We start from the raw sequence: 26,573 nt of genomic DNA, 5'->3' as shown, positions 1-26,573 counted from the left end.
CGTTACAAAGGGGCGGCGGGCGCAGACTGTTGCTGCTTCGACTGCTGCTGTGGTTTCGCGGATTGTTGCTGGCCTTTGCTACCGCCGGCGTTCGAGTTCTTATTGCCGTTGCCGTTGCCGTTGCCGTTGCCGTTGCCTTTAGCCTGCTGGCCTTTGGATTGCTGACCATTGGACTTCTGAGTTTGAGGTGCAGGCTTCTGCTGCTGCTTTGGGGCGTCTACTGCCTTCGGAACGGGAGCAGGCGCGACAGATTCCGCTGCCGTGGTTGCAGCTGGCTGGGTTGTCGCAGCCGCTGTTGCTGGCTTGGGTGCAGGTTTCTGGCCGTTCTCTTGGCTACCTTGGGCCTGCTGCGGTGGCTGGCGGCGTGGCTGCCTGCTTTGGCCGCGTGGGCCACGGCGCGAGTTCATGTCTGCGTCCTTTTCTACCAGCGCCAGACCATCCGCAAACGCTCCGAGGTAGCGGGTGAACGACTCACTTGCCTGTAGGTATTGCTTCCGCCCTTCCACGGTAGTGCTGCCCGCCAAATCGCGCAGGCGATTGTCGAGACGGGCCACGCGGATGGCCAAGGCATACATCGCGGCGGTACGTTCGCCATCGATCCGAAGCGTACGTTCTTGAATCTGTGGTGCGAAGTTAGGTCGAGCTTGGGTGTTATCGTTAGCCATGGGGGTACCTTACTGGTGGGTGCCAATTGTTCTCAGCCAATCCCAACCTGCAGCTTGTTGGGTGCATGAGCGGAAAAAGTCGCTGACGTCACTCGCGTGACTTAGGTAGCTGGCGCTGTCGTCCGGGACGAACAAACCCCACGCATCAATCCAAGCAAGTTGGAAGACTTTATGTGGGAAGTAACAAACCTCGATGTATCGATACTCGGGGGCTCGCAAGTACACCTTCGAAACGAAGAGCACAAGAAAGCAGAAGAGCACGATCTTGAGGGATTTCACGATCGGGCCGGATGACGACCCCTGGGAGGAGGATTCAGCCATGAGCGACATCCTTAGTGATGGTGATGTGGTACCCGGTTTTGCGCTGAACAAGATTGCTTGCCTCGTCGAACGAAAGACCGCCGCCCATCAAGTTGCTTAAAACACGGATTGCTTCTGTGGTGCCGTCTACAGCAATACCCAGACTGGTGCTGAAGTCGAGCCACTTTCGTTTAGAGACAGGGCCAAGGGCGTTCGCAATAGAACGGACTCTTGCTACGCGGCGAAGATCTGGAATACGCATGTCCAACAGGGCAGCACAGTAGCGAGCAAGGTATTCGCCTGCGTTCATGCGGTTGGCAATGAGGCTGCGCAGTTCATCTATACGACCAGCCGTGCGCATTGCGTCGGCGTCATCCATGCCTTTTCCAAGCGCAATAATGCTGAGGGTGATGCCAACGGACTCCGCTTCGCGAATCGAAGACAGCGCACCGTCATAACCTGCCGAGTCACCGTCCACCATGTGAGCAGCTTCAACGACCCCCTGACTTACCAAATATGCTGCCTGTGCGCTGTTGATCGAAGACTGCCCAATTGCGCAACCCCAGATGTCGATTAGCTGCAATGCCCAAGCGTCTAGGGTTCCTTCAACACACACCAGAATCGAACTCTGGCGCTGCTTGAAAAGATAAGGGATATCTTTCGAAGAATTTGTTGAAAAACGGTACTTAGGGTTTGCACGTCCTTCGCCAGGGCCCGACGGGATTCGGCCCCAAATGCGAGCATCGCCATCAGGGTGAGGCCAGTAGCCAATGACCCGGCCTTCCATGCCTGACCAGACATCGTCTGGCGTTTCGTCCTTGAACGTGACGATGCCCTTTTCTCGCGCCTGTTCTTTTGAGATGCCCAGCGCGCGCAGATGGGAAAGTACCTCCTCGTTGGTTGTGAAGACACCAAGCCTCAAGGCTGCCATCACCTCATCGGTGTAGCCGCGTGCTTTCTTGAATTCAGCGAGAATGTGCTTGTTGGCAACAGCCAGTTGCTGCGTGACGTGGATGATTGCCTTCCCTGTCGTGAGGGGAGGGCGACCGCCATTAGCCTGGCTAGGAGATTGACTCGATTCCTGATCGCGATTGTCAGGAGGCTCGACGCCGACCGCCTCGCAAAGGGCTTTGACAATGTCGCCATTTGACAATCCCGAGTCAGCGAGTGCATCCCACAAGGATGTGTACGGCGAAGGGCAATTTCCCTTACGGTTGCATTGAATCCCGGAGCGAGTTGGATAATAGAACGCCCGATCTTTCTTGCAGGCCGGGCAATCGAGGACGTAGGAGCCGTTCGCGGACTGCTGCTTAGGGTGGAGGTGATTCAGCAACCCGCGATCAACGGCATCTAGTCGTGGATAGACAACGTCCTTGATGAAATCTGTTATCGACTGTTTCATTCGCCTACTGCCGCCAACTCTTTCCCACGGAGGAGCGCGACCATCTCGGGACTAATCCCTTGATCAATCGCGATCTCGCAAAGCTTTCTGTTCAGCTGTCGCCGAACCTTCCAGACCTGTTTCTCGCCGAGGCCGAGCATGGTGCACATGTCTACAGAACAGTGCTGCTCGAGAACGGCCAGACGAAGGATCTGATGCTCGCGGTGGGTGAGAAAGCGGCGCAACTTCTCGACAAATGTGTGGCGCTTTTGCAGACCTTCGTCACTCAGGACAATACCGTCAGACAGGAACTGGGGAAGTGCCGACAAGCTGTCGGTGTAGTTGGAGGCGGCGTTGATATAGTCCGGCTCGAAACCATGCGCCTTCGGTGCATAGTCGAGCGCGTCCAAGTCTGCAAAATTGTAGGCGCCGGCCCCTGGTACCTCATCGATAACCAGGGCGCATCCATATTTGCGAATGTAGGAGAGTGCATAACCAATCAGACACTTGCCGCGACCCTCAGGGGCGCCGCCTGCGTAATTCTTGATCGCACTCTTGGTGGCTTCATAGAGGCCGATTGACAGGATCTGCAGAAGCTCGACGTCATTAAGACGTACAGAAAGCTTCGAGCGGATTTCTGCCACCCATTGCTGTTGAGATTCGGCGTGTACGACGAATGCCCACGGGTCAAGACTCAAGAACTGGTCGCGGGTAAGCCCAGCGAGCCAACTGTTCCTAACGAGGCGCATGCCTCCCTCCTCCGATCATACGATCGGCTCCTAAGCGCAAATCCAGTCCCCCAGATTTGCTTTGTTCGGTGGCCACGACAGCCGCCGACCCCCTTCTACATACGGTGAGCAATGCTCAACCGCTTGGCTCCTCGGACGCCCCGTAGGTGTGTACCGAAGTAATTGAGCGCGATTCTATTGGGCGCGGATGGGACAGGCAACTCATAAAACGCCCTGATTTTTCAGGCAAAACCAGCATGGCGACACGAAAATGAGACATGAGGTACGCAACTGTGGGCATTAGCGTTCAGTGAAAAAACGGCTACAGCCCCCGTCACGTAAGGAATTTGACGCTTGGATTCCGGCGGTAGTGGCACACCTATGGCCACAGGCGAGATGATGATGGCAATGTACTACCGTTCGTCGCGGTCCTGGAAAATGTTAATCCGGTCGTTATGGTGGGTTTCATCAGGTTAGGAGATCACATGAATAACGCGTATACGCAGGCAATCTCATCGGCGCGCGAAGTGGATTCCAGCATTCGGAATCGGCTTCGAGGCTGGGTGGTCCTGAACGGGGAAAACGCCGAGGCAATGCTCGTGTCTCTTTCTTATATAGAAGAAGGACTGGTTGATGCCTCCGTTGTCTGGGCCGGCACCGATCCTAAAGGTGCGATCACAATGCTGGCTGATCATCTGAATGAGAACGCGGGCGCTGGCCCTGAACTTGTTTCTGCTTTGTCGAACGTGTATCGCCAGGGAGCTAAAGGTCTTGGTCTTCTGGCGGGGGCATTGAATATTACGCCCTCTACGAGGCATTAAAGGCTGCGTCCCAAACGGTGTGGTGTCCTTGCCCGGGCACCAATGGGCGCAAACGCCGCCCCTTTAGCTTCCGGGGCAATGTGACATCCGGGAGCAGACAATTCACCTCTGCCTATTACGCGCGGTTCAGATCGTTCAGCATCGACGGTGATGCCAGTACTTTTATGAGCTCGCTCAGGGCATTGCATCCTTAAAGTCTTCGGGGTCGTCAGCGCGCAATCAGGGCCGGTACCAGCTTTGTAGATATTCTTGAAGGGATAGTAGACGCCGGATTTCCTACAGTCTGCGCGTGTTGTTGTACTCGATTCCGCATCGCGCCCGGCAGCGTCTGATCATATGCGCTACTGCCTGCCCATTGAGTGATCGGCAGGCCTCGACGTAGATGAGCTAATTAGCTGCATCACATCCTTGATGCTGCAACCCGATCTCGTCGATCACCAACGGACGTGGACCCTTCACCGCACGCTTGAGGTATTCCTTCGGGAAATTCTGCCGGCGTGCGGCATGGAGGTGCAGTGGTCAGATAGCCTGTCTCGATTCCAGCCAACGCCGCCCGATAGACCAATGCCAAAGTCACCTAAGTCTTGCCCATACCGCTGGCCAGGACAAAACGATGTTCTCGGGGTGTTCGACTATGTTCAGTCTTGCCAGCGCATTTGCACATGCGCGCAAGGCCCGCTGCTGGGGAAGTTCAATACGCAGTGCTCCAGTGTTAAGGGAACGAGCAGCGGCGACGTGTTCACGAGGATTGTGAGAGATAGTTCGGTGGGTGCTTCAGCCTCGCCGAGCGATAAAGCACCAGGAATTCGGCTCCCCCTTTGCGCCCATCGGGGGTTGTTGCGCCTAACCACCCCCCCCCTGGGCTATCCGCTCCAGATTGAGCTGGTCGCGGTTTTCGATTCATCGTAAACCGAGGGAGTGCGCTGCAAGCTCTCATGCGGTAGAGCGCGGCATAACCTCGAAAGGGGTAGTCCCCGAATGCGCATCCTGAGGATCGGTAGCAGTAACAAGACGTCGTGTTCCTCAGCACGCCGTGATTCCTGCCTAGCCCCATGAATCTTTTGATGCGCGAATCATCGAGCCGGCTTCCGATATGGGCGTCAATTGTTGAGACGTCCAGTTGCATGCCTGCGCTCTTGATCATGGCTGCTATTGGTGTGATGGGAACCTTTGGCGTAGCTGTTGGACGCTCGTCCTGATCCTTCGTTGTTTGTGGGTTAGGGACGATAAGCGCAAGGAGGAAATTGGTCTTCGTCGGCTAGTGCCCACAGCCGAGAGTAGTGGTGACGGGCACGATGCGCGTAGCGACTGTGTCGTCGACCACCGCTTCCTCCGCAACCCCGTCGAAAAAAGCGTAACTCCTCGCGCAATCCGTTTAGCCATGCATCGCTGTCCTCACGATCGCGGGGTAGTAGAAGGTGATGCGGTGGTAGCCAAATGTGGCGACCAAGTCTTTGAGTTAGTCGCAACCCATACAGATGGTGGTGAAGTCGCCCTGGTGTTGCTGGCCAGGCAATGTCCTGGAGCGCACGACCAAGTCGCGCCTCGGACGCTTGAATGGAACAAGCCGGGATTTGAGACGGCTAACACCTCCGGCATACCCCTGTGCCAGGATTTAGAGAGCCAGAACAGCCTCAGCAATTCAATCCGGTCGCGCTGCATCTATTCGCTAATGCAAGAAGCTCTTGATGGTGGCGGCCTTGCTCGGCCAGTCGGATGCATGGTTGCGGGTTTCGACGTGATGTTCATCCAATGATTGCCTTTCAAGAGTCCGATCTCGGCCGAGGACTGCAGGCCCACACCTAGGCTGAAGTGCTTCTCACCCTGCAGTTCTGTAGCGCTTTGATCCGTCTCCGTCTCCGTCTCCTGTAGCGGAATGTTTGGCCAGTACCTACGCAAGTTTTAGCGATCTCCGTTACCGGCTGTTCCTCCCACCCGCCCATGATCTTTTCGAGGATGTCACGCACATGGCGGGTGGCGTGGGCCGCGGCCGGAATAGTCCGAAATGGGTCGAAGTGATCGGGGTGTCGTCCTCCTCAAAGCCGAGGGACATCATTCAATTGAGGCAAGGCTGGGTGCCTTACTCACTCTAATGCGGCGCGGCTGGGAACTACTGGCAGGCGTCCTGTCCGGGAAGGGGCGCCAGTGTTCGATGCCGTAGGTAAGTGGTACTCGAGCACCTTGCTCTGGAGCGCTGACCTGGGAGAGCAGATCGAGACTCGTAGGAATCACACTGGCAGCTGGTCATTGTGGCAGTGCCATTGGGGTTCGCTGTTATCGACTCAGGTCCGTCATGCGGGATAGAGGATTACCGGTATCCCGCTTTCGTGGCATGCGTCTCTCACAACCATGTGCGTACTGGTGTCAGCAGTGCTCGAGGGAAGCGCCAAGGCATGCAGTTTCATTTCGGCAATGAATGACAGAAGCCGAGCAAGGGCCTCGGTCCTTGAATTTGCTGATAACGGGATACTGGCAGTGCTCTGGCCCAGGATTCGGTATCCGGTCTGAAGAACAAGATTGAGTTCCTCAATGGGACTTCCACTGATGTGCCACACGGTAGCGGCGGTGAGTGTCCCAAGGCGGTACGCCTCCACTGAGGATCTCAGCCAGTAGCTGCGTCCACCTCCACTTTTGCCATCAGGTGGAAGGAGCAACGATGTAGCCATCCGCTGCAAAGTGTTTCGATGAATACCTAGGATTTGGCTTACTTCAGTGGTCGTAAGACGGTCCGAATGCTTGTCGGTAGCGGAAATATTGGGCTGCTTCTTTGGCATGTGTACTCACCATTGGCATTTATTCGTTAAAAACCAGACAGAAAGCGTTAACGCTCTGATTTTGAACGAAGACGTATAATTACATTAGACGGGGATTTAGACGAAAATTAGCCTACTTTGCCTTCGTACAGTTTTCTCTGAGCGGGGCAAATCATAACCAGATTCTGCTGCGTCCTGTCACAAAAAAGTGCAAAAAGAATCGGCTTAGGCACCATTGATTTGGGTAGGTGCTTTTGGAGTGCGCTTGCAGGAATAATCAGGATAATGAAAGGGTGCAGGAAGGTGTTGAAGGTGTGAGATAGGGGTCCCAGCAGGGGTGTCTTTGGCTGGAGCTCAAAACCTCTGGCCCAGCCTTAAAGTAATCAGTGGGCATCCGAAGGATGTTCGCAGTGATCTGACGGGAATCGGGAGGGTGATGCGGGTGCGGTAGGGGAAATAAAGGTGTAGTCCAACACCCGAAATAGTCCAAAACAGCTAAAACCGATTTTAAGGGCTTTGAATTGCGCAAGAACATTCGTGATACGGACCTGGCGGGTCCCTTTTTGCAGCGGCAATCCGAAATGACATCTCGCCGGTTCGACACGCTTCTGCAACTGGTTGATCAGATGGCATTTGCTAATGACTCGTTGAGCAAGGCTGCAGAGCGAGTTCTCGCATACGAAAACGGACGTCGCCAACGTCTCACGGCGACCGGATGGTCTTTGATGTGGAGTTGGCGTTCCAGCAAGAGAGCTGGCCGCGTTTCTTGCATTGAGGTCTATCTATCCCGGGGCACTAAAACCAATGGAGACTTTCAGCGGTTGTCACTACGTCGACACGATGACCGGGTAGAGCACATGACACCGTTGATCGGTCGGAGGCTAACGAAATCGTTCTCGAAGGATTTGGAAAGTTTCCTTGAGGCAGCTCGGCGCGCGGTTCGTTGGATCAACGCATTTCCGGGTGATGACCTTGATGTCCTCATTCCAAAGTCAAAGGGATACGGGTTGGCAAAATGGATTGCTGCCGTATCAAGCTTGTGCGAGCAAAGGAGTGTTCGAGCTGCGGGTGAGGTCGAGAGGTTCCTTGCTCTCGAGGATGAAATTGACAACCTAGTTTTCGAGTTCAATGAGGCGCGACAACCGGTAAGATTCAGGTCGATCATTTGTAGGCGAGAATGCCCAACGCTTGATCCGCTTTCACCTGCTGAACCGCGTTATCGGGTCGTTGAATACTTTGATCGGCGTACGGGCCGCCGTAGCAGTCGAGATGTGGCGTCTTATAAGCAGCGATTGAAGCTTCAGAAAGCAAAAGAAAAGTTGAAACAAGCGCATGGGCGAGAGCCAACAGCTGCAGAAATTGCGCAGCTGCAGTCGTCAGGTTCAAACCGAAAACCCTCCCCATGGCTGACAGAGGAGATCATCGCTCACTGTCATCTGGGGAAGCATTCGGGAAGCATCAATAACCACCAAAAAAGAATGGCAGCGATTCTGGAAGACTGGGCAGCATCTAGGGCCCTTATCCGAGCGTTGCTCTGAGTAGAAGGAAGGAAACATGTCTCATACCATCGATCAGCTGATTGCCATCGATTTGGGCAACGGTACGACCAGCTACATAGCGGGGGGAGGTGAGCAGCGGGGATCATTTGCTTCCCTTGTTGCACCTGCGCAATCCAATCAGGGGTTGGGGGGCGGCTTCACGCGTGAAGCGTTCAAAACTAAATTCGGCTCTTTCTACATCGGCGACGATTGCCGTGAAGACGGGGCCGTCTCTCGCAGCACGGACTCCAGCTACTACAGCTCGGACAACATCAAGGTTCTCCTACTGAAAGTCCTGAAAGAGGTTGGTCAAAAGAATCCAATCATCGTGACCGGCTTGCCTACGGAGTTCTTCAAGATCCGTCGTAACGAGTTTGCAGCCGACCTCAGGAAATGGGCGATCGAAGAGGGCTACCAACCTGCTGACGTCAAAGTCGTTCCCCAATACGTAGGGGCGTGGTTCGACCCAGAATTGCTTGATCCAGAAGGAAACCCCATCGATCCGCGGGTCGTCATGGAGGGAAAAATCGGCATCATCGACATCGGCCAGGGCACCACCGACGGGGGACAATTTGTCGACGGTAAAGTCAGCAGTGATGAGAAGCTGCGATTCGGTGAATCGAGTGGGGTCTCTGACATCCACAAGAAACTCTACGCGCAGCTGAAGCAACCTGAAGTATTGAACGGGTTGCTGTCTGCGAAGGCGCGACTTCCAAAAGAATTCGCTCTCGATAATCAGACGACCGAATACACCATGGATACCTGGTTGCGTAAAAAATACATCCCTTGGCGTGGTCAGCGTATCGACATCGAGCCGATCAGTTTGCCTGCACGGCAGGAGTTTGCAGATGGTGCTGTGGTTCGATGCATCAAGCACATCTGGGGTTCGACCGATTTCCTGAATGGCATGATCGCCGCTGGTGGTGGTGCAACTGTGCTCGGTCGTCCTCTCCTGACCAATTACATCAACACGCGGATTTTCATGGCAGAGGATCCTGCTGGCTCGATCGTACGCGGCTACTGGCGTTTCTATGTCTCTCAGTATTTCAAAGACCAGGCGCGCGTGAAGGTAGCTCCGCGTGGCTAAGCTCCGTCGGGTCGTTATCCGGGAAAAACTGTATCCGGATTCCCACGATGCCCTGGTCGAAGTGCTATCGAAGTATCCACGCCAAGCCGGTAATCAGGTGGTGCTGGCCATGTCTGAGGCTTGCCTTGGACTTTGGCCAATCACCGAGGCCGATTACAACGTGAGTGATGGTGCTGAATCCCAGACTGTGAAGCTAACTCTTTCCGAGGACAAGTATCCGAAGATCTTTGCTCTATACATGGCGTTGCCGAGAGGTGTGAAAGGTCAGGCGATCATCAATTTGCTGAATCGGCATCAAATGATGAGGCATGCAGATCCAGGGAAAGTGAACGATGCGCTGAACGCTGCTTTGCTGGGGCGGAGCTTAAAGCCTGATTCAGGGGTTGCTTTGCCTGACACCATTGAAATGCCAGTGGATGGCGGCTCTAGTCTGAGAAATGAGGTAGGTGGAGGCGCCTTGAACTCCAAAGCAAGTCCACCTAAACCTGATCCAGTGATCGAAGTGTTTGATCACCAGGCGGAGACACCATCGATCAAGGTTGAAGAAGAAATGCTCGATCCATTAGCTGGCCTACCAGCCATGGACTTCACCTAATTCAAAAAGCCCAGACGTCTAGCAGCCCTTCGTCCTGAAGGGCTGCTACCCTGACATCACCGTCCCAGCAACTGAAGCAATCGACTAGGCGTCGAATATCATCAGGCTCACCAGACATGGTGAGCAGGGGCACTTGCGGTGTTGAGTCTGTATGAACGGTGTTCCCATTCTTGAGCGAGAAAACGTGTACACCGTCATTCAAATTACCCATGGTCTGAATGAAATGGGTGAGTGCTTGAGAATCCATCACACCTGCTTCTCCACCCAGAACAACCCTGCGGTCACATAAATCCGGATGCGGGCGCGCCTGCTTGAACACCATTTCAGTGCGTATCGCAAAAAGCCAGGGTTGTCCGCTTCGATAGGGGAGGCAATCTCGGAGACCTGTTCACCGACCTGGTAATTGACCTGAACTTCCGAACCGTCAGAGGTGAGATCCAACTCTATGGCCGAACCAGAGTGGGCCGGCAGCGATCGAGCGAACTCACCAACCCACTGTACGAATTCATCCAGGTTCAAAGACCCTTGCGCACCGGTTTGCGCCTTGGTTGCAGAACGCTTCAGAAAAACGTTTGACGCGGGTTCCCAGTCATCCACCAGTCGATTGACGTCGAACGCATCGTCCTCTTGGAGGTAGTCGGTGTCGACGCTGTACATGTTCATCTCTGACTTGCTCCGAAGCTTAATCAACATTTTTCATTTTCCTGCTGGTGGCACACATTGGGGAGGAGCAAATTAGGCTGATCGAATCAAAGCCTTCCGGTAAACCTTCATGCTCGACATCCACCCAGCAGACACATACTTGATTGGCGGCATTGTCAGTCCTTCGCCAGTTGGCTCGTGGAGTTTCTCATCGAAAGCTTCCATCGCCGGGATCTCAAAAACACCAGAGACCTTAAGCTGTTCTCTTATGGCTGCAGCATCTTCGGCTGAAAGGTTTGGCAGCGTTTCGATTGCTTCCAGCACCAGTGCATCTGTTTCAACAACTTCGATGTGCGGGACGAATGGGAACGCTGCGACCTGTAGCACCAGTCCAGGATACGCGGTGCACACTTCAGGTCGACTCACTGCCACTAATGCCAGTCGCTCGAGCAGGGACTCCATGGTAACTGTCCATGGGTAAGGGCATGCCAGCTCCCCGGCCGAGGACACGATCTCGACGGCGTAAGGAACGAGCCCATCCTTTGGCCCTGACGGATTACAGCGAACCAAATTGCCAAGCAGATCCAGGCAGTAGGTCGGTAGTACCGCACCTGAAGATTCGAAAAATAATGATCCGATCATTTGGCGTTGAGAATCTCGTTGAAGGTTTCGAGGACCTTGCCCACACCAGTTTCGATGTAATACTGCCCGTAGTAAGCGAACTGCGGGGGGGTAGGAGAGATATCAACCTTGGAAATTTCCAAATCCTTGTACGGACCTCCGATGTCTGTGACGATTGCCCCTTCTACTCGCTGAACGGTTGCGACATCGTTTTTTTGTGGCAGCCATGCACGCACAACATTTCCGTCAGGATTCACAAGGAAAACCATTGTTGGCCAGTAATCGTAGAAAGGGCTTTTTTCGTCGTCCAGGCCACCCTGGGACTTGATGACATCCTTTTGAGCCATCCCGCTGGTGTTGGACTCAAAGGTCAGATAGGGCGTGAGCCATTCTTTGAATCCCAACTGTTTATCACCCGAGAAGCGCGCGGCCGGCGACAGATAGTAATTGTTGACGCACAGTCGAAAGGCCTTTTCACAAGGTGCATTGTTAAAGGTCCAGTAAAACCCCTTGTATACGTCATTCCCTTGGAGCAGTGACGCGGGCATGGCGTCGTAGCCGAGGTAGTTGACCTCTACATCGACACGATTTTCCTTGAGCCATTGAGTGATTCCGCCAATGAAGTGGGAATCCTGTTTAGCTCGCTCAGCTGCAGAATCAGCCCGGCTAAACCCCTTCCGAAGGTATTCAAGGTTGTTGTTCGGTGCCTTGTAATCTGAGTACACATTCGAGGCAACCCAGAGGGACCAGCCTTTTGGCTTCCAATGGGCAGTCTCGAAAAACCAGCTTCGACCAGACTGCGCCGTTTTGTCCTCTTTGCTTTTCAAAGCGTAGGCAGCGCCAGGCATGCGAAACTCGGGCTCCCCTTTTAAAGATCCACCGATCCAGCTTACGGATTTTGGTGGTTCAGAATTTCCGCAGCCTGCGAGGGATGCCGTCAGCAGTGCCACAACCATAAATTGCTTCATTTTTTAACTCCGGTGTCGGGGTACGAACTTGTATAACGCCCCACGTCAGGATTCCAAGCCTGAGGCCCTATTTTATTTTCTTCAAAGCTATTTGTGTGGATAGCTATCACGAAAAACACTGTCTCGTGGGCGAAAAAAAGCCCGCACGGTGGCGGGCTTCGGTTTGTTATACCTGAGATGGGCCTACTTCTTTGGTCCTTCCGGTCTTGGTTTTGGTGGTGTACGTGGTGGTTGAGGCGACGTGGGTGGAGTCGAAGGCGTCGATGGCGAGCCTGTGGTAGATGGTGATGTAGTCGTCGACGATTTATGAGTTGACGATGAAGTAGATGAGGCTGTACTCGAGCCAGACTGCTTAGGTGCAGGTGTTTTTGACATAGAAAGCTGGCGTCCAGCTTGCGTGTATGCACTTTTTGATGGTGTGGCCATACTCACGTTTGTGTTGGCCAGGCCATAGGATCCACCTAAGCCAGAAGCTGCTCCCCCCGCTGCTTTGCCTGCTGCACCAGCTGCACCTGCCGCACCGCCGATACCTTTCCCAATGGCACCGGCGATTTTGCCAGGGCCGCCCATCACGCTGAGTGCCATGCTTCCAAGTTTTATCGCGGCCCCTACCACAGCCCCGCCCGTGGCAGCCATACCCGTTGCTGCGCCAGCCGGATTGAAGCCAGAAAGACCTTTGACATCATCCCAGATCAGCATTTTGGCAATGATGATCTCTACAACCGTTAGAGCCATGAAAATAATATACTGAGCCGAACCCGCTGAAATCAGTAGAGTATAGTTCTGACCACCGTTGCCAGCTTCTAGACCAGACATTAACTCATTGTTCATGGCAAGCAATGTAGCAGCCATTGTTAGGACAAGATTGTTGACGAATGGAATCATGAAGGCAAAGCAAAGCATTTTAACGTAACTAATTAAGATACTCGGGTTCACAAATACGGCGAATACACAAATAACCGGAAAAAGAACAACGAGGATTGCTGCCAACATGGCGCATCCGTTGATCATTGTCGGAATTTTGAACGTGAGCATCCACTCCTTAAATTTCATACCTATGTCTTGAATTTTGGTCATGATCGCAGTTGCGGCATTTCCAATACCCCAATCAAAGTCTTGACGTCCCATTTTCATGGAGCCAAGCACGGGAATGTCAGTGCCTGCATACTTTTCTTTCTGTTCTACCATGTTTTGGATGTCGTTAACCATCTTCTCCTGAGCTTCCTTGCCGTCACGGAAGTAAGCTGATTGGTTAGCCATGGGAACTTCTTGCTGAATTGCCTTCGTCCAGTTGGAAACTGCCTGTGACACCATTCCGTACATTTGTAGACAATCTTGAGGATAGAAGCGAGCCTGAAGGTCTGGTGGCGTGGTGCTTGCGTCAGTATAGGCCGGATTTTTGTACAGGGAGTTACCTCCGTCCGTGATTTTCTCGTATTCGTCAATGCTATCGTTTGCTTGCTTCGGGAAATACTGCTTTACCCAATACTCTTTAGACGGCATCACGTAGCTCTTATTAGCTCCGCGGAAGGGGTTTGCATCATCCGGTATCTTTGCAAGCATTTCTCGCCCTTTGTCTACGCCTTGTGCAACCTCGGCATCGCTGACGATTTCAGATATATTCGGCTCCCCGAAACCTGGGAAATAGTTCACAGCACCGCTACTTACCTTTTTGCCATTTTTTAAGTTGTCATAGGCCTCTTTAGTCAACGCTGTCGCTTCTACCTGATTGATCCCAGTAGATCCAAATAGACCTACAGAGCGACCGGCCGCGCGAGTATCAGGAGCTGACCCTGCGATCGACTTGACTGCTCCTTGACACATGTCGATGTAGTCCTGGTACATCTCCTTGACAGGGCTTTTCGCAAACTTGTCGATGGTTCCTTGATCTGTCACGTGATATGCATTATCAAAGGCGAGAGAGAGCGCCTGCTCCTTATTCACGCTGTCGAGCGCGCTTTTGAACAATTGATAAATGTTGCCCACAATTTGTACTGACCAACCAGCCCCAGCTGATAGTCCAACTGGTCCCCCCGCAGGTCCGATTTTGTAGGTTCCGGGCTGCAGCAACATTGCCACAAGCATTACTACGCCAAATGCGCTTGCGGCGGTTTTTAGTTTATCGGCTGGAGCTTTGAGGACTAGAACGCTGACCCAGGCCAAACCACCCCATAGACAGAGGTTCATCGCTGCCTGGGTGAATGACTGGTTGTACGCTTGCCACATGTTTATGTAGTGGCTTACGAGATCGGCAAAATTCGAGTTAACAAACTGCAGATAGTCGTAATTAGCAATTTCTGATTTGGTTTCTGCCATTATTTCGCTACCTGTTGGGCGCTAGCGAAAACCTTGTTGCGTTCTTGATCATGTTTGATGCGAGATTCTAGCGCCTGATATTGCTGGCGAAGACCGACGACTGAATATTTGGTTCTGCCTACAACCTCATCACTAAGCACGGCGCTATCCGGTTGATTCGCAATGCCGCTGGTGACACCGATCTCAATTTTAGAGATGACATCGTCCAGCTCTTTCATCATCCCCAGAGTGGCCAGCTGACGTTCAGTCGAAATGAAAAGAGCAGGATTCGCACGGGCAAGGTTTCTCATGTACTGATGCTCTGCCTCTGTCACCACGATATCACCTCGAGAAACCAGGCTTTTGTATGCTGAAGTATTGGTGAACGAAGTCGAGTCAGCAGAATACACTGACTTGTACAAATCCATGTATTCCGTGGTCAGCGATTTTGAAAGGCTTTCGATGGTGACAGTTTTGGGGGTGACCGAAGCCGCATCACCTTCAATTCCGTACGAAGGGATCAAACCGGCATATTTCTTGATGTCATCACAACCAAGTTCTGAAGCTGCTAGTACCACCCCTGCGCTCCCTTCTGGAGCCGAGTTGGAACATGACTTACTGGACACCGACGATTTCGAGCCTGAAGTCGATCCAGAACCGGTTCCAGCCCCAGCGTTCGTACCCGCCGATACCGATGAATGCCAGCCGACCAAGCCGCCGGTTGAACTCGAAACCTGGCCCATCAAGCTGTTTGCACGATCGGAGGCCTTTTGCTTGAATTCAGTCATTTGACTAAGCAGGGAACCAGTTAGACCGTCGCCTGCCATGCATTTGCTGCTTTTGTAACCTTCATCGACTGTACAATCAGCCTCAGCAAGCGTTTGTTTTTTCTCTTCGTACGCTTTATCAGCAAGCGATCGAACACCAGAACAAGTCATGTTCGAAAGATCGAGACCGAATTGACCGACAGTGTTCAGCTGGTCGATTACTGATTTGACAGTCGGCTGGCTGTATGCAAGGTACATAATTGCCAGAGCTGGGGCATTTTGAATGAACTGCTCAACCATTTCCTGGTATTGACCGATTTGCCCGTCAAGCACGGTGCCTAGGTTCAAACCATTGCACCCAACACCAACCTCGGTGGCGCCGTAACCGTTGACTACACCAGTGCGTGAGTCTTGAAAGGGCGTGAATGTATCGAAGCTAAAACTACCGCCCTTACTGGCATCACTTACAGCGCTGCCCTTGATCGACTCACCGAAGAGACCGGTAACGTCATTCATACGACGTGTCCAGGGCGAGTCGCCCGAGTCCGATGTGGACCCAGTAGAAATCGTCGGGGCAGAAATAGTAGTTTCAGCGGCCACCGCGCTGTAAGTGGTCAATGACGCAATAGCAAACGCCAGCAAACCAATGAGATTCTGCTTCATCATCTTACGCGCCCTTTTTTTCTGCCTGGATGTAAGTCATCGCTTGGAACTGATCTTCCAGCTGTTTTAATGTCCGGTTGCCTACGAGACTTTTGCGTCGCTGAACCTTGGTGTTATCGATCCAGGAAATTGGCCAGGAGGTGACACCCAGTTTTGTGATATTAATTCGCTCTTCACGACTGAGGACCCGACCAGTCAGCCCGCGCTGAGTGACATGCTTGATGAAAGCATCGCGATCGCCGTCCAATTGGAAAATCTTGATTTTCAGCTTTGGATATTTTTGCTGAACGCTTGAGAGGATCTGGAGTTGCTTCTCACAAACGGGGCAGGTGGACTCAACAAATACAGACATGCTCACGTTGTCAGTGTCGATGTATTTGACCTCGGTCGCTTTTTCGGCAGCGGCGTCGAGCCCTTTGATGTTTTGGAGATCCCCGTTCTTCCACATCGCCATTTTGTACAGGTCCGCTGACTTGTGGTATTCGCCCCAAGTCTTGTCCATGTAGGCGACGAGGTTTGCTGCGGCTTCTGGGGTCTGCTCAAGTTGGAGGCGAATTACTGCACTAGGCGTGCCTGGTTGGAAGTTGAACTCAATACCGTTCTTTCCAAGCATGCGCATTGGCGCCTGAGGATTCTTTTTGGCGCTGCGGTTTAACTCAGAGCAGTTCTTCATCCATTCCATCTTCTGGCAGTCCAGAATATTGGGAAGCTTATCGAGCTCTGCGTTTTCACGATCTTCGTTGTACTTATCAACCTTCGCCATAGCTAACGCGATAGCATTCGTCAGCTCCTCGTTTGGATTGGTTGAATCGGATAGTACGAAAGGGGCGTTTAAGGCCAGGCCGCCCGCGATAAAAGCCAACGCGATTTTGAATGAGATTTTCATAATGTCCTTACTGGATAGCGGCTGAAAGTTCGGGTATGACAGCCTGAGCGCTACTCAAGATTTTGGGTTGCCCTTGCTGCGGAACCAGCACGATTGCTGGTGTCGATCGAACACCGTATTTACGTGCTTCGTCTCCATTCATGTCCGGTCTGAACCCGGTCAGAGGGAGAGCACTGGCAGCCGGTGTGAACACCTTTCTAGGGTCCCAATTGGCTTGGTCGATCAATACGAAATATTGAAAGTCGACTTTGTCGCCGAAACGAGCCCTGGCTTGCTTTCCTATTTCAACCAGATCGCTAGCAGAGCTTGCGTTGTCTGTGATGAACATTTTGATCGTCGCAAGGGGAGCAACGGTTGGCTGCTGGCCAACAAATCGTCCAACTTGGGACTGCATGCGCGCAAAGGCTTGCTTGGCTGCATCTATGTCTTTAGGGACCGGTAGTCCGCTAGTGCCGGCAATGCTTGGCACTCCACCTTGCTTGGCGATCATGCCCTGGACTTGAGAGAGCATCGCGGCACTGCCTTTGTGCCCGCGATCGGCCGCTGCTTTGAAAAACTTCGCCGCTCGGGTGAGATTGTCTGGGTATTCGGGAGAGCGAAGCATCAAATCGCCCAGGTGATACATGGCAATCACATTGCCAGCCTTTGCCTCTGGGAACAGGATGTCCCAGGCTTTTTGCTTCTCTCCCTTGAGAATCGCCATGATCCCCTCGCCAACGCGCTGGTCGTCAGTTGGCTTGATTAGGTCAGCCATAACGTTGGTTGAAATCAGGCTAGCGAGCAGCAGCCAAAGATAGGGACGCAAGTCTCTTCTCCTCTTTGTATTTGGGAATGAGGTAACCGAGATAGCGCTTGCGTGCCTTCGGTGTCGCTGAGTGGTAGTAGCCGGCAGCTTCAAGATCACTACCATGAGATTTCTTGAGTTGAGCGAGGCGCTTTGCAGCGAAGGTGAGGTTGTAGGCCGGATCAAACCACGTCTGAACCGTCGCAATTCCTTGGCCGTTCCACCTGTAGTTGACTTGTGCAATGCCGATGTCGGTATTGATCAGTCTCAGCTGGCGAACTCGGACCTCTCCTTTGTTTACTTCTCTGCTGTCGTCTGAACGCATCGACAGCCTTCCTGCCGATTTCTCGTACTGTGCGTAATTGAGCGCCGCTGATTCGGAGGCGAAGAAGCGTCGTGACCTTTCACCGCTATTCAGAACCGCCTTTACCATCCATGGAGCCTTCGTCAGTGACCACAACACCCTCACTGCGGACTCTTTGTCCTGATACTGAAACGGTTCGCCGTCTGCATTGAATGTCCAGGGGTTCTTATTGGATTCGTGCGCAGCGATCGTCCTGAGGACAATCGGATCTACGCCTTCCTGCCTCGCGGCGTAGTCGATCAGAGGATCGTAGGGCGAACCAATCGCGCAACACGAAACAGTCATAAACAAAGGAACGATAAAGGCCTTCACTGACGGCCTCCGTCGATCGTAGAAAAGCTGTGTTTTTGCAGCCACTGCACCGACCGTGCACGTTCGGGAAAGCTTCGATCGAAGCGTCGGAATAGGGGGGGGTGCGGGTCATCAGATGAAGTCCCTAGGTGCTCGTGAAGCATCTCGTGATGCGTCACGTATCGGATGACACACCGAGGAGCGTCGTGACCCAACGATTTACTGAGCCCTTGATGGATCAGAATTACCTTCTTGCCATCAATGACTTCTGTGCTGCCGGCAGGAACGTAAAGGGTGTCAGTGCTAACGCGATTTATACGCCTGGCGATTTCATCCCAGTCCGGGACCCTGAGCTTCTGAAGGACTTTGATGTAGAGCTTGCAAGCCTCTTCGTGCTTGATCTCTACAAACGGCTCAAGAGCTGCACGTGCTGATGCGTAATCTTGCTTAACGAACAGCACGACCGCAGTCTCTAAAGCCTCAAGCTGTTCGGGAGTCAGCTCCCCGGCAATCAGCTTTGGTTCATCTGCTTCGCTTGCGCTGGGGATTCCCCAGCGCACATCGATCAGGTTAGGTGAACGGAAATGACATTCCGAGACCTCAGCAGCTAATCGAGCCAAAAACAGCTCATCTGCGCTGCTGATCTGCTCATGAATGTTAAATCGACGGGCACCCATTTGGTTGACTCCAGAACTTGTGTACTACGAGGCCATCCGAGTTCTGCAGATCGAGGCGATCCCCTGTAATGGAAACGCGGTACCCGTCCAGGAAATCTCCCTGGCCAACCATGTTTTCGGAGCCTGAATCGACAACGAAAGCATGCGCTACGCATGTGGTGCAGTTACGCGCTGGTGGGGCTACGGCTTTCACACAGAGCTTCGGTCTCGTAACAATCTTGGCTACGGGCGTTACCGCACGTGGGGTTGATCGTTGCGCAACAACTGGCGAATGCTTTGGAACTGAAGCCACAGTGTGCTTTGCGGTGCCGGGCGCCGATTTTGGTGCCTGTTTACTCGCCAGCTGATCTTTCAGGGACTTGATCTGTTTGTCCTTCTGAACGATCTCTGCCTCCAGCTTCTTCACATCTGCCTTGCTGCCTTGGGAACTCGGCTGGTGACTACTATCCGGGTTTTGAAATGAAGCGCTACCCAAAACAGGTGCCCCTTTTTCAGCCGGCGGAATCGGTGCTGGATCTGCCGAAGGTCTTGGGGTCGCAGCTGTTGTAGGGGTGAGGGCAGGGGGCGGTGTAGGGATAGAGCCAAACAGGGTTGCTGTATCTGCAGGAGCTGTTGGAACACTCGAGGTCCCCGGAGCCGACTTGGTGCCCACATCAGGCGCGAACGGGCTTCCCGCATTGCTATCTACGATGTGCTCAGGTGGCGGAGTTGGCATCGCTGCAGGAGCAGATACAGTCAACGGCGCCGCTTCCGCACCCGATGGTGAAGCTGGGAAACCAAACCCATCGCCAGGGGGTGGAGATTGAGGTGGAACGCCTGCCATTGTGTCATGCGATTCCAGAGGCTTCTGAAGAGGGCCAGTGAGATTCAACTGATCAAGGGTTTGACCAACAGCTGGATCTGCGGCGGTAGATTGACCCAAAGACGGCAAGCCAACGTCTAAACCTTTATCAGGTGACTTTTGCTCTTGACCAAACCCGCCGGCCGTTTGAGCTGGAGTTGTGGCAGCGACGTCCTTTGCAGGGGTGTGATGTTGAGTGCCGGGGGTGAAGTAACCGTTCTTGGCCATCACCACGGCGCACACAGCAACCGCAGCCAGAACGACCTTTTTCTTCGTCGTCCATTGCTTCTTCGCTGGCTTGTCCGGTTCAGGCTGATCCTGAGCATCGATAAGGATTGAGTCGTTGAAATCATCAATCAATGGGCGGTGCTCTTCGCGCGTATCTTGCTCACCTGCAGCGCCAATTGTTGGCTCAGTCTCCGGGACGGGGTCCGGTTTCTTTTTAGCAGCCAACGCTGCAGCTCCAGCCCGGACCTTGCTCATCATTTCGCCGAGGCCACTTTGCTTTTTTTGATCACTCATTTGTCGCGTTCCCGAGCATTGGTATGAATGTTGGAGCCTCTTCGGTGAAGCGGCCTGGCGCAATTTGGACGCACTCTTCATGTTCCGGGACAAGCATCCCGTTAATCACGCGGCCGGGAATTCTCACACCGCACTGAACCTGTGGGGCGTCCCAGGTAAACCGATCGCGTGCCCGCATCTTGCCTTTCATGTCCGTGAGGACCTGACTAACGCCCTCGGAATATGCACGGCGCTCGAGTTCCGTTTTCGGGGCGTACATTTCCTTGACTGGCTTGGTGTCGGTGTCGACGATCGTTTCGCGTGGCTCATATTTATCTGAGCATCCAGCCATTAAGGCGACGCACAGAAAGGCAGCAGCCTTAAACAACTTGGCCATAACGGGCTCCGTATGGATGGGTTTTTGAGAGTTCAATGATTGCTTGTTGGCGAGCTTCGGATGAGTCGACCTGATCACGGTCGACGATCTCCTTGGCTTTCATTTCGCGCATGTTGTAGTCGTCAGGGTGCGAGCTGGCGATCCAAAGAGTCATTGGCGCAGAGAAAAGCCGATAGACGCCTGAGTAATAGAGGCTCTGGCTCGTACGCATCCGGTAGAACACTTCCGAATACATCGGAGGAAGCGAGGCGAGCGATCGCCACAGATCGATTTCTTCTTCTGTGAACGCGAGTTCATCCCGCGCAACGCGGTAGTCCGACTCAGAGCATGCGAGGAAGAAATAGTGACTTGTGTTCTCCAAAATGCCGTCTTGCGAATCTCCGCCGCCTGTCGTCTCCGCTTTGATGAGGTTCACGAAGTCTTTTACGGTCTGGCTGATCAGCAAGCACCCGGCTCCGTAGCGCCGCAGTTCCCGATAAAAGCTCGAGAGTGCTTTCGCTGCGTTTGGATCGGAAAGCGTTGCCCAGGCCTCGTCGACCGCCACAACCTTTTTGCGGCTCCGCTGGAGCTTGAACTTGCAATACAGATCGATTTGACGGAAGAGGGCGAGGGTGACCACGCCCAGTGCAGGTGATTTCGACATGCGCTGGGTTTCCAGCACCGTGAAATCGTTTTCCCAATCCACAGCCAGGAAGCCATCGAAGATTGCAGCGAAGGGACCATTGCCGTAATACAGCGTGAGGTTTTCGGCCAGTACCTTGCCCTTTTGCTCTTCGAACTCTGTCTCGATCAAGCGCGGAATGAAGTCTCTGAAACGTGGTTCATCCTTAGGACGCTGTTGAATCCAATCGCGATAGAAAACATCCAGTGCGCGATACAGCAGGGAAGACGTAACCTTTGTGAGGTTCGACTTCGTTGAACCTGTCCCATCTCCAGCTTCCATCATCATGATCAGCATCCGAGCAATGAAGAACATCTCCTCAAGCTCTGGCATAATGTTGTTCCCATCTTCGTCCTGTTTGAGAGCGAAGGGGTTGATGCAAATTGGGTCGATACGACGCCCCGATACCGGCTCGTTGAACGGCTCTGTGGTCAGGCGAACGTAGTTGCCGTTAAGGACGAGGCACAGGCTCTCGTATGAGTCGCCCTTGTCGATAATCCAGACTTTAGGCCGGTATTTGACACGAAGCGCCATTAGCAAATTGTTGAAGGTGAACGATTTGCCCGAGCCAGTAGTGCCGCAGATCAAGGAGTGGGCTGTGTTGACAGCCTTACCCCAAAGGTCGAGAAAGATCGGCTGGCCTGCACGGTTATTCATCAGGATTGCTGGGTCAGCCACACCCTGATATTCGACAAAAAGCGGCGCCATGTGAGAGGCGCTTTCTGTTAGGTGTGGGATGCTGCGTTTCAGCAGCTTCATGCTCGTCTGACGGAAGTTGAACGGCATGCTGTTGCGAACAACCGCGTCACCCCGAAGAACTTCTTTATGCCCGATACGCCACAGCCGGCGCTCTAGCGACATGGCCTGGTCTTCAATAATTTCTTTGTTGAAGCCCATCAAATTGATGTGCACCGAGAGATCGAAAAATTGCTCCCGGCTGCTGGCATTTTCTGAAGAGACCTTATTCTTAACAGCCTCAAGGTCGCTGCGCTGGCGATCACGTGTTTCTCGATCACCGATGCGCATCGAGTCCTTAGCTGCAATCATTCGACCGCGGATCGCGAGTCGACTCATCACGACGACTGGTCTTGGGACCGTCCAGTTCATGGTAATCAAGCTTTCAGATTCGATACCGGTCATTGCCTCTTGCAGCATGCCTGGTGAGCTGCGAATAGGCTTGCCCATTACAGAAACAGGTCGGATGTAATACGGCACCCCACGATCGTGAATCGTCCAACCTTCTGGCTCAGTTTCCACATATGCGAAGGTCGGCGTCGCGGCGAGATTGTCCCTGTGCTCAACACTGTTTGGGTTGCTGAGTGCTTCGAGTACTGGAATGTCAGCTCGATATCTTGGTGGCTCGATCTCGAAGCTGCGCACAGGGTTCATCAACGAGTAGTGGAGGTTTACGAAACCCTGGCCCGTCAATACTTCTGGGTAGAAATTGTAGGTGGCAAGAGCTTGTTCGATCTCCGTGCTGAAGCCTCCAAAAAGCTTTGCGTGCGAGTTGTACGCGCGCTCAGTCATCTTGTTAGCGTCGGCTAGCCCAACCGCCGAAAGGGCAGACTTGAATGCAGTATCGAAAAACTTCCCGAAGATGTACTCAGGCTGCCACATGAACACGAGATAAAAGTCGCTAACGAACGGGAAGCGGCCTTCGCGCACTTCTCGCTTGATGGCCTCAGACGCCGTCTCCCGTACATCGTCGTCAACCTCATCGCCAAGATCTGCCAATGCATCAGCTTGCATTTGCTTCATCGTCTCGGCTGACGCATCGCCGAAGAATCCGTTCGATGAGACAGCCGCTTTGAATTGCCGATCCATGATCGAGTGCGCGATAGCCTCCGCAAACTTTCCAGCTTCGGGGTCGATCTGGTCTTGGTACAAAGCCATGATGCTGCGGATATCGCGGTGCGTGTGGCGAAGAAACTGGCCGGTGCTGCCTGCGGGATACTTGTTCATCACGTCCGCAAAGCAGCCGGTGACGCCGAAGAGGGCGTCGTTGTTCAGCATTGATGCGTCAATACCTGACAGCTTCCAGATCTTTGCGAAGCGGCCGTCCTGGGTGTGAAAATACCGGCCATGCTGTTCGTATACGAAGGCGTCCGACAATAGCTGAATAGGCATTCCGCCTTGATAATTGCGGCGCCCCAAACCGGCTAGCTCGGAGTCGAAAAGATGCAGATCGAGCTTCTCAGCCATTGGTAGATACCTTCTTTGTCGCAGTAATCATTCGAGATTCTGGGTAAACGGTTATCTGAGCAGTACTTACGCGTGAAACGTATTCAGCAATGTCCCGGAGCGAGTTCGGAGCGGTGTTGATCAGGACGATTTGGTTCTGATCAATCGACGGGTCGAACTCGGCCTCATACCCACTTGCAGCTGATGCAAGCCGGAGGATTTCCCCCAGCGTCAGGTTTTGATTCTTGAAAATCTGAGGCCATGGGATTTCGTCCGGCGGAGGTAACGGTCGGGTATCAACCACATTTGGCTTTTCGAAGATCTTGCGATAGAGATTCACGTCGGGCTGGCGAACAGTCAGATCCTTTCCGCTGCCGAGGATCTGCTTCTCGTAGTACTCACGAATTGCATCCTTGTGGTACTGGGTGATGCCCTCTGCATGTGCCAAAGGAGCGACCAGGACTGCAAGGGCAAGGATCAATTTGCCCAATCTGCTTCCTCCATGATCACGTAATCCCAGCGACCACCGTGTTTCACGCCAGTGTTCTTGTCTGCGTAGGGAACAACCCATACCGGTGCTACGACGTCAGGGTGGCGGATGGGGTAGTACGGATCACTGGAGCCGAGTTCCGGCCTGGCCCGCAGGCCTTCGCGGAGCAGTCGAACTGTGTCCTGGCCACCGGTGGAGTTAACTGTGTCGTAGATCTGATCCATCGTTGCGGCGTTGCGGAATGGAGCTTCGTCACCAGCGCAGCCGGTGAGGCTCAGGGCAACCATGGAGAGAAGGAACAACTTGTTGAAGTTCATATGGCGTCCTTAAATCAGGGTGTCGTACATCGACGCATCGATGTCGAAAGGCTCAAGTGGTTTCACAACCCGAATAGGTTGGTCAGTCACGAATCGCAATCTGATGCCAGGCTCAACCAAGATGGTGTCCACCGCGGCATCAGCTTCCGCCTGATAGCGCTCACTGATTTTTTGGAACATCGAGCCAATGCCTTGAGCAACGGCAGCTTTGGTTGCATCACCAGTCAATTGGCTTGTGGCGCTGGTCGTGCCGTTTTGTGTAGATGAGGTATTAGTGAACTCAGCCGAGCTCAATGTCGTTGCATAAGCTGCGGCGGCTGCGGAGGCTGCCTGGAGAGCCAGCGTGCGACCTGATGCCTTGTCTAGCTTGCCGTAGACATCCTGTTCGTTGTCGCGCATGTCCACGATGTAACCAGGAGCATTAACCAATTGAGGGCCGCCCGATGCGTCCCAGTAGCTCAGTTGTTCGATTCGAATGACTGCTCGGCCGGTGCTGGAGGATGACGTCCGGCGGCCAGAACACAGACCCATCAAGTGAGCGGTTCCAATGTCGCGCTCGACTCCATTCGGACCCCGAAAAATGCCGTGCACTGGCAACACCACAGGACGCGCCGGGATCTTCGTTGAGTCTGAGGCGCCCGGTGCATTGGCACCGATAGGACAGCTGACACCGTGCAGTGTCGTGACTTCCACGTACGAGAAGGCCTCGATCGTGTATGTGTCTTCTGCCTTTTTCTTTGCCTTTGCTTGCTCTGCCGTCAGCGCAACAGGCTGCGCTGCAGCTTGTTGGTTTGCTTGGCCGGCTTGGTTATTTTGACCAGCAGGCTTGCCGTAAACGTCGTTGAACTGCGCATCCATGTTGCCGGCATTCGAACTCCCACCATTTTTCGTGGAAGACGGTGCTGACATGTCATTGAAAAGGGTTGTCTCTGACTGCGAACCTGGTCCGCCACCGCTCTTACCCTGGAATGTCGTCTGAGCTTGGTTTGGAGGGGTCAGAACGATGTAATTTGGACCGTATGGTTTAGCAGCCTGTGGGGCAACAACCGATGGTGCGCTTGCAGGACCCAGGTCGAGATCACCGTCAAAGGACAAGCCGCCAGAAGGAACTTTGATGCCAGATACTGCTGGCATGTCGGGCAGGCTATTGGTGCTCTTGTCCTTCTTGTTTATTGCAGCGTAAAGATCGTCAACTCCCTTTTTCTCAAGGTCTGCAATTTTCTCGGTCAAAGCCCGGTTTTGCGCATTGTTCTGCTGTTGCATCTCGCGCAGTTGCTGATCGCGGACTTTCTCATTTTTTACACGATCTGCTTCCGCGCGGTTTGCGTCCGCCTGCATAGCTTCCAGCTGCTTGCGGAACTGGGTGAGGGCGGCGTCCTTATCTTGACCGGTGATCTGGTTAATACCAGCATTGCCAGCTTCGATCGCTGCGGGCCTTGTTTGGCTTGTTGAGGGAGCCTGAACGGTATTGTCGTAAAACTTTCCGAATAGAAATAAGCCACCGCCAACAATAGCGATGATCCAAATGAGCTTTTTATTGGGCCCTGTCGGCCGAGGAGTTGAATCACTCATTTGCTCTTCTCCGACACGATGAAGAGCAACCCGCGATGAGAGTCCCCGTAGACCTCTGACACATATTCAGGAGACGGTCCTAGGATGCGTGACGTAGGTAGCATCGAAACTTGGCGGGCAGTGCCGAGTGATTCCTGAACTGCCTTATTCGAGTAATCGATTTGATCAATTGCGACCTTAAAAGCCGTGCGACCCCGATTTACGATCTCGTAAGTGGTGCCGACGTATTTAGGACCAACCAATTGGGACTGGAGAGAAAACTCGACAGAGCCCTGCCGAAAGACTACGCGTTGATCTTTAGTTAGCTTGGAAAAGCTGTTCTTCCGGTATCCATTTGGCACCTTACCGTCGAACAGATAATTCATCAGCCCTTTAACTTGCCCCTTGCCATTGCGATCAAGCTGAGATCGATCAACTGGGGCTTCATGGGCAATGGTGACTTGGCTATCGGCACATCCTGGACGGGTAATAAGGTTGACCAAATAGGATTGGCCTGACGCGCCGTCGACTGTGACAAGCCCAACGTATTGGCTGTCTTGACTAGTGAACGCGAGCTTGTTTTTGATCGGAGTCGGAAAAAGTTCCATGCCTGTTGGGACCTCAGGGTTAACACCGAACAGGTATGACTCCGGGAAAATTACCTCCGCGCGTTGGCTATCATTGGAAATGAATACGTCAACGGGGCTGTTTTGATACACAACTGTACGGGGGGAACGGTTGCATTCCTCATCTGCAAAAACTGGTGAAGCAAGGACTGCGGCAACCATCGCAGCCAGGAGTGTCATTT

Annotated in this window: 26 protein-coding genes; 3 read left to right on the top strand and 23 right to left on the bottom strand. The window is 53.3% G+C overall.

Annotated elements, in window-relative coordinates; all coding sequences use genetic code 11:
- Positions 1-2: 2 nt before the first annotated feature.
- Genes AC07V9_RS05640 through AC07V9_RS05625 form a run of 4 tightly spaced genes read right to left on the bottom strand, consistent with a single transcriptional unit; the run spans position 3 to position 3,095 of the window.
- Positions 3-665 carry a hypothetical protein gene (locus AC07V9_RS05640; protein ID WP_495014729.1) on the bottom strand — a complete coding sequence of 221 codons (663 nt, stop codon included), beginning with the start codon at positions 663-665 and terminating at the stop codon, positions 3-5.
- Positions 666-674: 9 nt separating this feature from the next.
- Positions 675-986 (bottom strand): hypothetical protein, encoded by a 312-nt coding sequence (locus tag AC07V9_RS05635; protein ID WP_495014728.1) that lies wholly within the window; start codon positions 984-986, stop codon positions 675-677.
- A complete protein-coding gene (locus tag AC07V9_RS05630; protein WP_495014727.1) occupies positions 979-2,367 on the bottom strand; it encodes a hypothetical protein in 1,389 nt (462 codons plus the stop codon). The genes AC07V9_RS05635 and AC07V9_RS05630 overlap by 8 nt, the downstream gene beginning before the upstream one ends.
- Positions 2,364-3,095 carry a helix-turn-helix domain-containing protein gene (locus AC07V9_RS05625; protein ID WP_495014726.1) on the bottom strand — a complete coding sequence of 244 codons (732 nt, stop codon included), beginning with the start codon at positions 3,093-3,095 and terminating at the stop codon, positions 2,364-2,366. The genes AC07V9_RS05630 and AC07V9_RS05625 overlap by 4 nt, the downstream gene beginning before the upstream one ends.
- A gap of 464 nt (positions 3,096-3,559) precedes the next feature.
- On the opposite strand from AC07V9_RS05625, the gene AC07V9_RS05620 reads away from it, so the two are divergent.
- The gene (locus tag AC07V9_RS05620) at positions 3,560-3,895 is read left to right on the top strand and encodes a hypothetical protein (protein WP_495014725.1); all 336 of its coding nucleotides are present in this window, start codon (positions 3,560-3,562) and stop codon (positions 3,893-3,895) included.
- Positions 3,896-6,186: 2,291 nt separating this feature from the next.
- On the opposite strand, the gene AC07V9_RS05615 is transcribed toward AC07V9_RS05620, so the two are convergent.
- Together AC07V9_RS05615 and AC07V9_RS05610 are read right to left on the bottom strand one after the other, a co-directional pair.
- On the bottom strand, positions 6,187-6,669 hold the full coding sequence (locus tag AC07V9_RS05615; RefSeq protein ID WP_495014724.1) for a helix-turn-helix domain-containing protein: 483 nt from the start codon (positions 6,667-6,669) through the stop codon (positions 6,187-6,189).
- A gap of 1,140 nt (positions 6,670-7,809) precedes the next feature.
- The gene (locus AC07V9_RS05610; protein WP_495014723.1) at positions 7,810-8,034 is read right to left on the bottom strand and encodes a hypothetical protein; all 225 of its coding nucleotides are present in this window, start codon (positions 8,032-8,034) and stop codon (positions 7,810-7,812) included.
- A gap of 168 nt (positions 8,035-8,202) precedes the next feature.
- On the opposite strand from AC07V9_RS05610, the gene AC07V9_RS05605 reads away from it, so the two are divergent.
- On the top strand, positions 8,203-9,273 hold the full coding sequence (locus tag AC07V9_RS05605; protein WP_495014722.1) for a ParM/StbA family protein: 1,071 nt from the start codon (positions 8,203-8,205) through the stop codon (positions 9,271-9,273).
- On the top strand, positions 9,266-9,868 hold the full coding sequence (locus tag AC07V9_RS05600; protein WP_495014721.1) for a hypothetical protein: 603 nt from the start codon (positions 9,266-9,268) through the stop codon (positions 9,866-9,868). The genes AC07V9_RS05605 and AC07V9_RS05600 overlap by 8 nt, the downstream gene beginning before the upstream one ends.
- A gap of 1 nt (position 9,869) precedes the next feature.
- On the opposite strand, the gene AC07V9_RS05595 is transcribed toward AC07V9_RS05600, so the two are convergent.
- From AC07V9_RS05595 to AC07V9_RS05515, 17 genes are all read right to left on the bottom strand, one after another.
- The gene (locus tag AC07V9_RS05595) at positions 9,870-10,118 is read right to left on the bottom strand and encodes a hypothetical protein (protein ID WP_495014720.1); all 249 of its coding nucleotides are present in this window, start codon (positions 10,116-10,118) and stop codon (positions 9,870-9,872) included.
- Complete coding sequence (locus AC07V9_RS05590) at positions 10,115-10,561, bottom strand: hypothetical protein (protein WP_495014719.1); 447 nt, start codon at positions 10,559-10,561, stop codon at positions 10,115-10,117. The genes AC07V9_RS05595 and AC07V9_RS05590 overlap by 4 nt, the downstream gene beginning before the upstream one ends.
- A gap of 42 nt (positions 10,562-10,603) precedes the next feature.
- Complete coding sequence (locus AC07V9_RS05585) at positions 10,604-10,972, bottom strand: hypothetical protein (RefSeq protein WP_495014718.1); 369 nt, start codon at positions 10,970-10,972, stop codon at positions 10,604-10,606.
- Between the two features lie 176 nt (positions 10,973-11,148).
- Complete coding sequence (locus AC07V9_RS05580) at positions 11,149-12,099, bottom strand: hypothetical protein (RefSeq protein ID WP_495014717.1); 951 nt, start codon at positions 12,097-12,099, stop codon at positions 11,149-11,151.
- A gap of 183 nt (positions 12,100-12,282) precedes the next feature.
- Positions 12,283-14,415 carry a G protein-coupled receptor family protein gene (locus tag AC07V9_RS05575; protein ID WP_495014716.1) on the bottom strand — a complete coding sequence of 711 codons (2,133 nt, stop codon included), beginning with the start codon at positions 14,413-14,415 and terminating at the stop codon, positions 12,283-12,285.
- The gene (locus AC07V9_RS05570; protein WP_495014715.1) at positions 14,415-15,827 is read right to left on the bottom strand and encodes a hypothetical protein; all 1,413 of its coding nucleotides are present in this window, start codon (positions 15,825-15,827) and stop codon (positions 14,415-14,417) included. The genes AC07V9_RS05575 and AC07V9_RS05570 overlap by 1 nt, the downstream gene beginning before the upstream one ends.
- A gap of 1 nt (position 15,828) precedes the next feature.
- The gene (gene traF, locus AC07V9_RS05565) at positions 15,829-16,710 is read right to left on the bottom strand and encodes a conjugal transfer protein TraF (RefSeq protein WP_495014714.1); all 882 of its coding nucleotides are present in this window, start codon (positions 16,708-16,710) and stop codon (positions 15,829-15,831) included.
- Positions 16,711-16,717: 7 nt separating this feature from the next.
- Positions 16,718-17,515: a sel1 repeat family protein gene (locus tag AC07V9_RS05560; protein WP_495014713.1), complete on the bottom strand. Its 798-nt coding sequence runs from the start codon at positions 17,513-17,515 to the stop codon at positions 16,718-16,720.
- The gene (locus AC07V9_RS05555) at positions 17,484-18,170 is read right to left on the bottom strand and encodes a lysozyme family protein (protein WP_495014712.1); all 687 of its coding nucleotides are present in this window, start codon (positions 18,168-18,170) and stop codon (positions 17,484-17,486) included. The genes AC07V9_RS05560 and AC07V9_RS05555 overlap by 32 nt, the downstream gene beginning before the upstream one ends.
- Positions 18,167-18,826, bottom strand: coding sequence for a hypothetical protein (locus AC07V9_RS05550; protein ID WP_495014711.1), 660 nt, complete (start codon positions 18,824-18,826; stop codon positions 18,167-18,169). The genes AC07V9_RS05555 and AC07V9_RS05550 overlap by 4 nt, the downstream gene beginning before the upstream one ends.
- Positions 18,807-20,189 (bottom strand): hypothetical protein, encoded by a 1,383-nt coding sequence (locus AC07V9_RS05545; protein WP_495014710.1) that lies wholly within the window; start codon positions 20,187-20,189, stop codon positions 18,807-18,809. Before AC07V9_RS05545 ends, AC07V9_RS05550 begins: the two co-directional genes overlap by 20 nt.
- Positions 20,182-20,565: a hypothetical protein gene (locus tag AC07V9_RS05540; protein ID WP_495014709.1), complete on the bottom strand. Its 384-nt coding sequence runs from the start codon at positions 20,563-20,565 to the stop codon at positions 20,182-20,184. The genes AC07V9_RS05545 and AC07V9_RS05540 overlap by 8 nt, the downstream gene beginning before the upstream one ends.
- Positions 20,549-23,428, bottom strand: a complete 2,880-nt coding sequence (locus tag AC07V9_RS05535; RefSeq protein WP_495014708.1) for a VirB4 family type IV secretion system protein — start codon at positions 23,426-23,428, stop codon at positions 20,549-20,551. Before AC07V9_RS05535 ends, AC07V9_RS05540 begins: the two co-directional genes overlap by 17 nt.
- Positions 23,421-23,897 (bottom strand): hypothetical protein, encoded by a 477-nt coding sequence (locus AC07V9_RS05530; RefSeq protein ID WP_495014707.1) that lies wholly within the window; start codon positions 23,895-23,897, stop codon positions 23,421-23,423. The genes AC07V9_RS05535 and AC07V9_RS05530 overlap by 8 nt, the downstream gene beginning before the upstream one ends.
- Positions 23,885-24,214, bottom strand: a complete 330-nt coding sequence (locus AC07V9_RS05525; protein ID WP_495014706.1) for a TraV family lipoprotein — start codon at positions 24,212-24,214, stop codon at positions 23,885-23,887. The genes AC07V9_RS05530 and AC07V9_RS05525 overlap by 13 nt, the downstream gene beginning before the upstream one ends.
- A 9-nt stretch (positions 24,215-24,223) precedes the next feature.
- Positions 24,224-25,786 (bottom strand): conjugal transfer protein TraB, encoded by a 1,563-nt coding sequence (locus AC07V9_RS05520; protein WP_495014705.1) that lies wholly within the window; start codon positions 25,784-25,786, stop codon positions 24,224-24,226.
- Positions 25,783-26,571, bottom strand: coding sequence for a hypothetical protein (locus AC07V9_RS05515; protein WP_495015105.1), 789 nt, complete (start codon positions 26,569-26,571; stop codon positions 25,783-25,785). The genes AC07V9_RS05520 and AC07V9_RS05515 overlap by 4 nt, the downstream gene beginning before the upstream one ends.
- Between the last annotated feature and the right edge of the window lie 2 nt (positions 26,572-26,573).

This window comes from Pseudomonas sp. GW821-FHT02A11, assembly GCF_059421985.1.
This window is presented reverse-complemented; position numbering and strand designations above follow the sequence as displayed.

Coding starts and splice junctions, on each gene's coding strand:
- AC07V9_RS05640 (WP_495014729.1), bottom strand. CDS start 665: ATGGCTAACGATAACACCCAAGCTCGACCTAACTTCGCACCACAGATT.
- AC07V9_RS05635 (WP_495014728.1), bottom strand. CDS start 986: ATGGCTGAATCCTCCTCCCAGGGGTCGTCATCCGGCCCGATCGTGAAA.
- AC07V9_RS05630 (WP_495014727.1), bottom strand. CDS start 2,367: ATGAAACAGTCGATAACAGATTTCATCAAGGACGTTGTCTATCCACGA.
- AC07V9_RS05625 (WP_495014726.1), bottom strand. CDS start 3,095: ATGCGCCTCGTTAGGAACAGTTGGCTCGCTGGGCTTACCCGCGACCAG.
- AC07V9_RS05620 (WP_495014725.1), top strand. CDS start 3,560: ATGAATAACGCGTATACGCAGGCAATCTCATCGGCGCGCGAAGTGGAT.
- AC07V9_RS05615 (WP_495014724.1), bottom strand. CDS start 6,669: ATGCCAAAGAAGCAGCCCAATATTTCCGCTACCGACAAGCATTCGGAC.
- AC07V9_RS05605 (WP_495014722.1), top strand. CDS start 8,203: ATGTCTCATACCATCGATCAGCTGATTGCCATCGATTTGGGCAACGGT.
- AC07V9_RS05590 (WP_495014719.1), bottom strand. CDS start 10,561: ATGTTGATTAAGCTTCGGAGCAAGTCAGAGATGAACATGTACAGCGTC.
- AC07V9_RS05585 (WP_495014718.1), bottom strand. CDS start 10,972: ATGGAGTCCCTGCTCGAGCGACTGGCATTAGTGGCAGTGAGTCGACCT.
- AC07V9_RS05580 (WP_495014717.1), bottom strand. CDS start 12,099: ATGAAGCAATTTATGGTTGTGGCACTGCTGACGGCATCCCTCGCAGGC.
- AC07V9_RS05575 (WP_495014716.1), bottom strand. CDS start 14,415: ATGGCAGAAACCAAATCAGAAATTGCTAATTACGACTATCTGCAGTTT.
- AC07V9_RS05570 (WP_495014715.1), bottom strand. CDS start 15,827: ATGATGAAGCAGAATCTCATTGGTTTGCTGGCGTTTGCTATTGCGTCA.
- traF (WP_495014714.1), bottom strand. CDS start 16,710: ATGAAAATCTCATTCAAAATCGCGTTGGCTTTTATCGCGGGCGGCCTG.
- AC07V9_RS05550 (WP_495014711.1), bottom strand. CDS start 18,826: ATGGGTGCCCGTCGATTTAACATTCATGAGCAGATCAGCAGCGCAGAT.
- AC07V9_RS05545 (WP_495014710.1), bottom strand. CDS start 20,189: ATGAGTGATCAAAAAAAGCAAAGTGGCCTCGGCGAAATGATGAGCAAG.
- AC07V9_RS05540 (WP_495014709.1), bottom strand. CDS start 20,565: ATGGCCAAGTTGTTTAAGGCTGCTGCCTTTCTGTGCGTCGCCTTAATG.
- AC07V9_RS05535 (WP_495014708.1), bottom strand. CDS start 23,428: ATGGCTGAGAAGCTCGATCTGCATCTTTTCGACTCCGAGCTAGCCGGT.
- AC07V9_RS05525 (WP_495014706.1), bottom strand. CDS start 24,214: ATGAACTTCAACAAGTTGTTCCTTCTCTCCATGGTTGCCCTGAGCCTC.
- AC07V9_RS05520 (WP_495014705.1), bottom strand. CDS start 25,786: ATGAGTGATTCAACTCCTCGGCCGACAGGGCCCAATAAAAAGCTCATT.
- AC07V9_RS05515 (WP_495015105.1), bottom strand. CDS start 26,571: ATGACACTCCTGGCTGCGATGGTTGCCGCAGTCCTTGCTTCACCAGTT.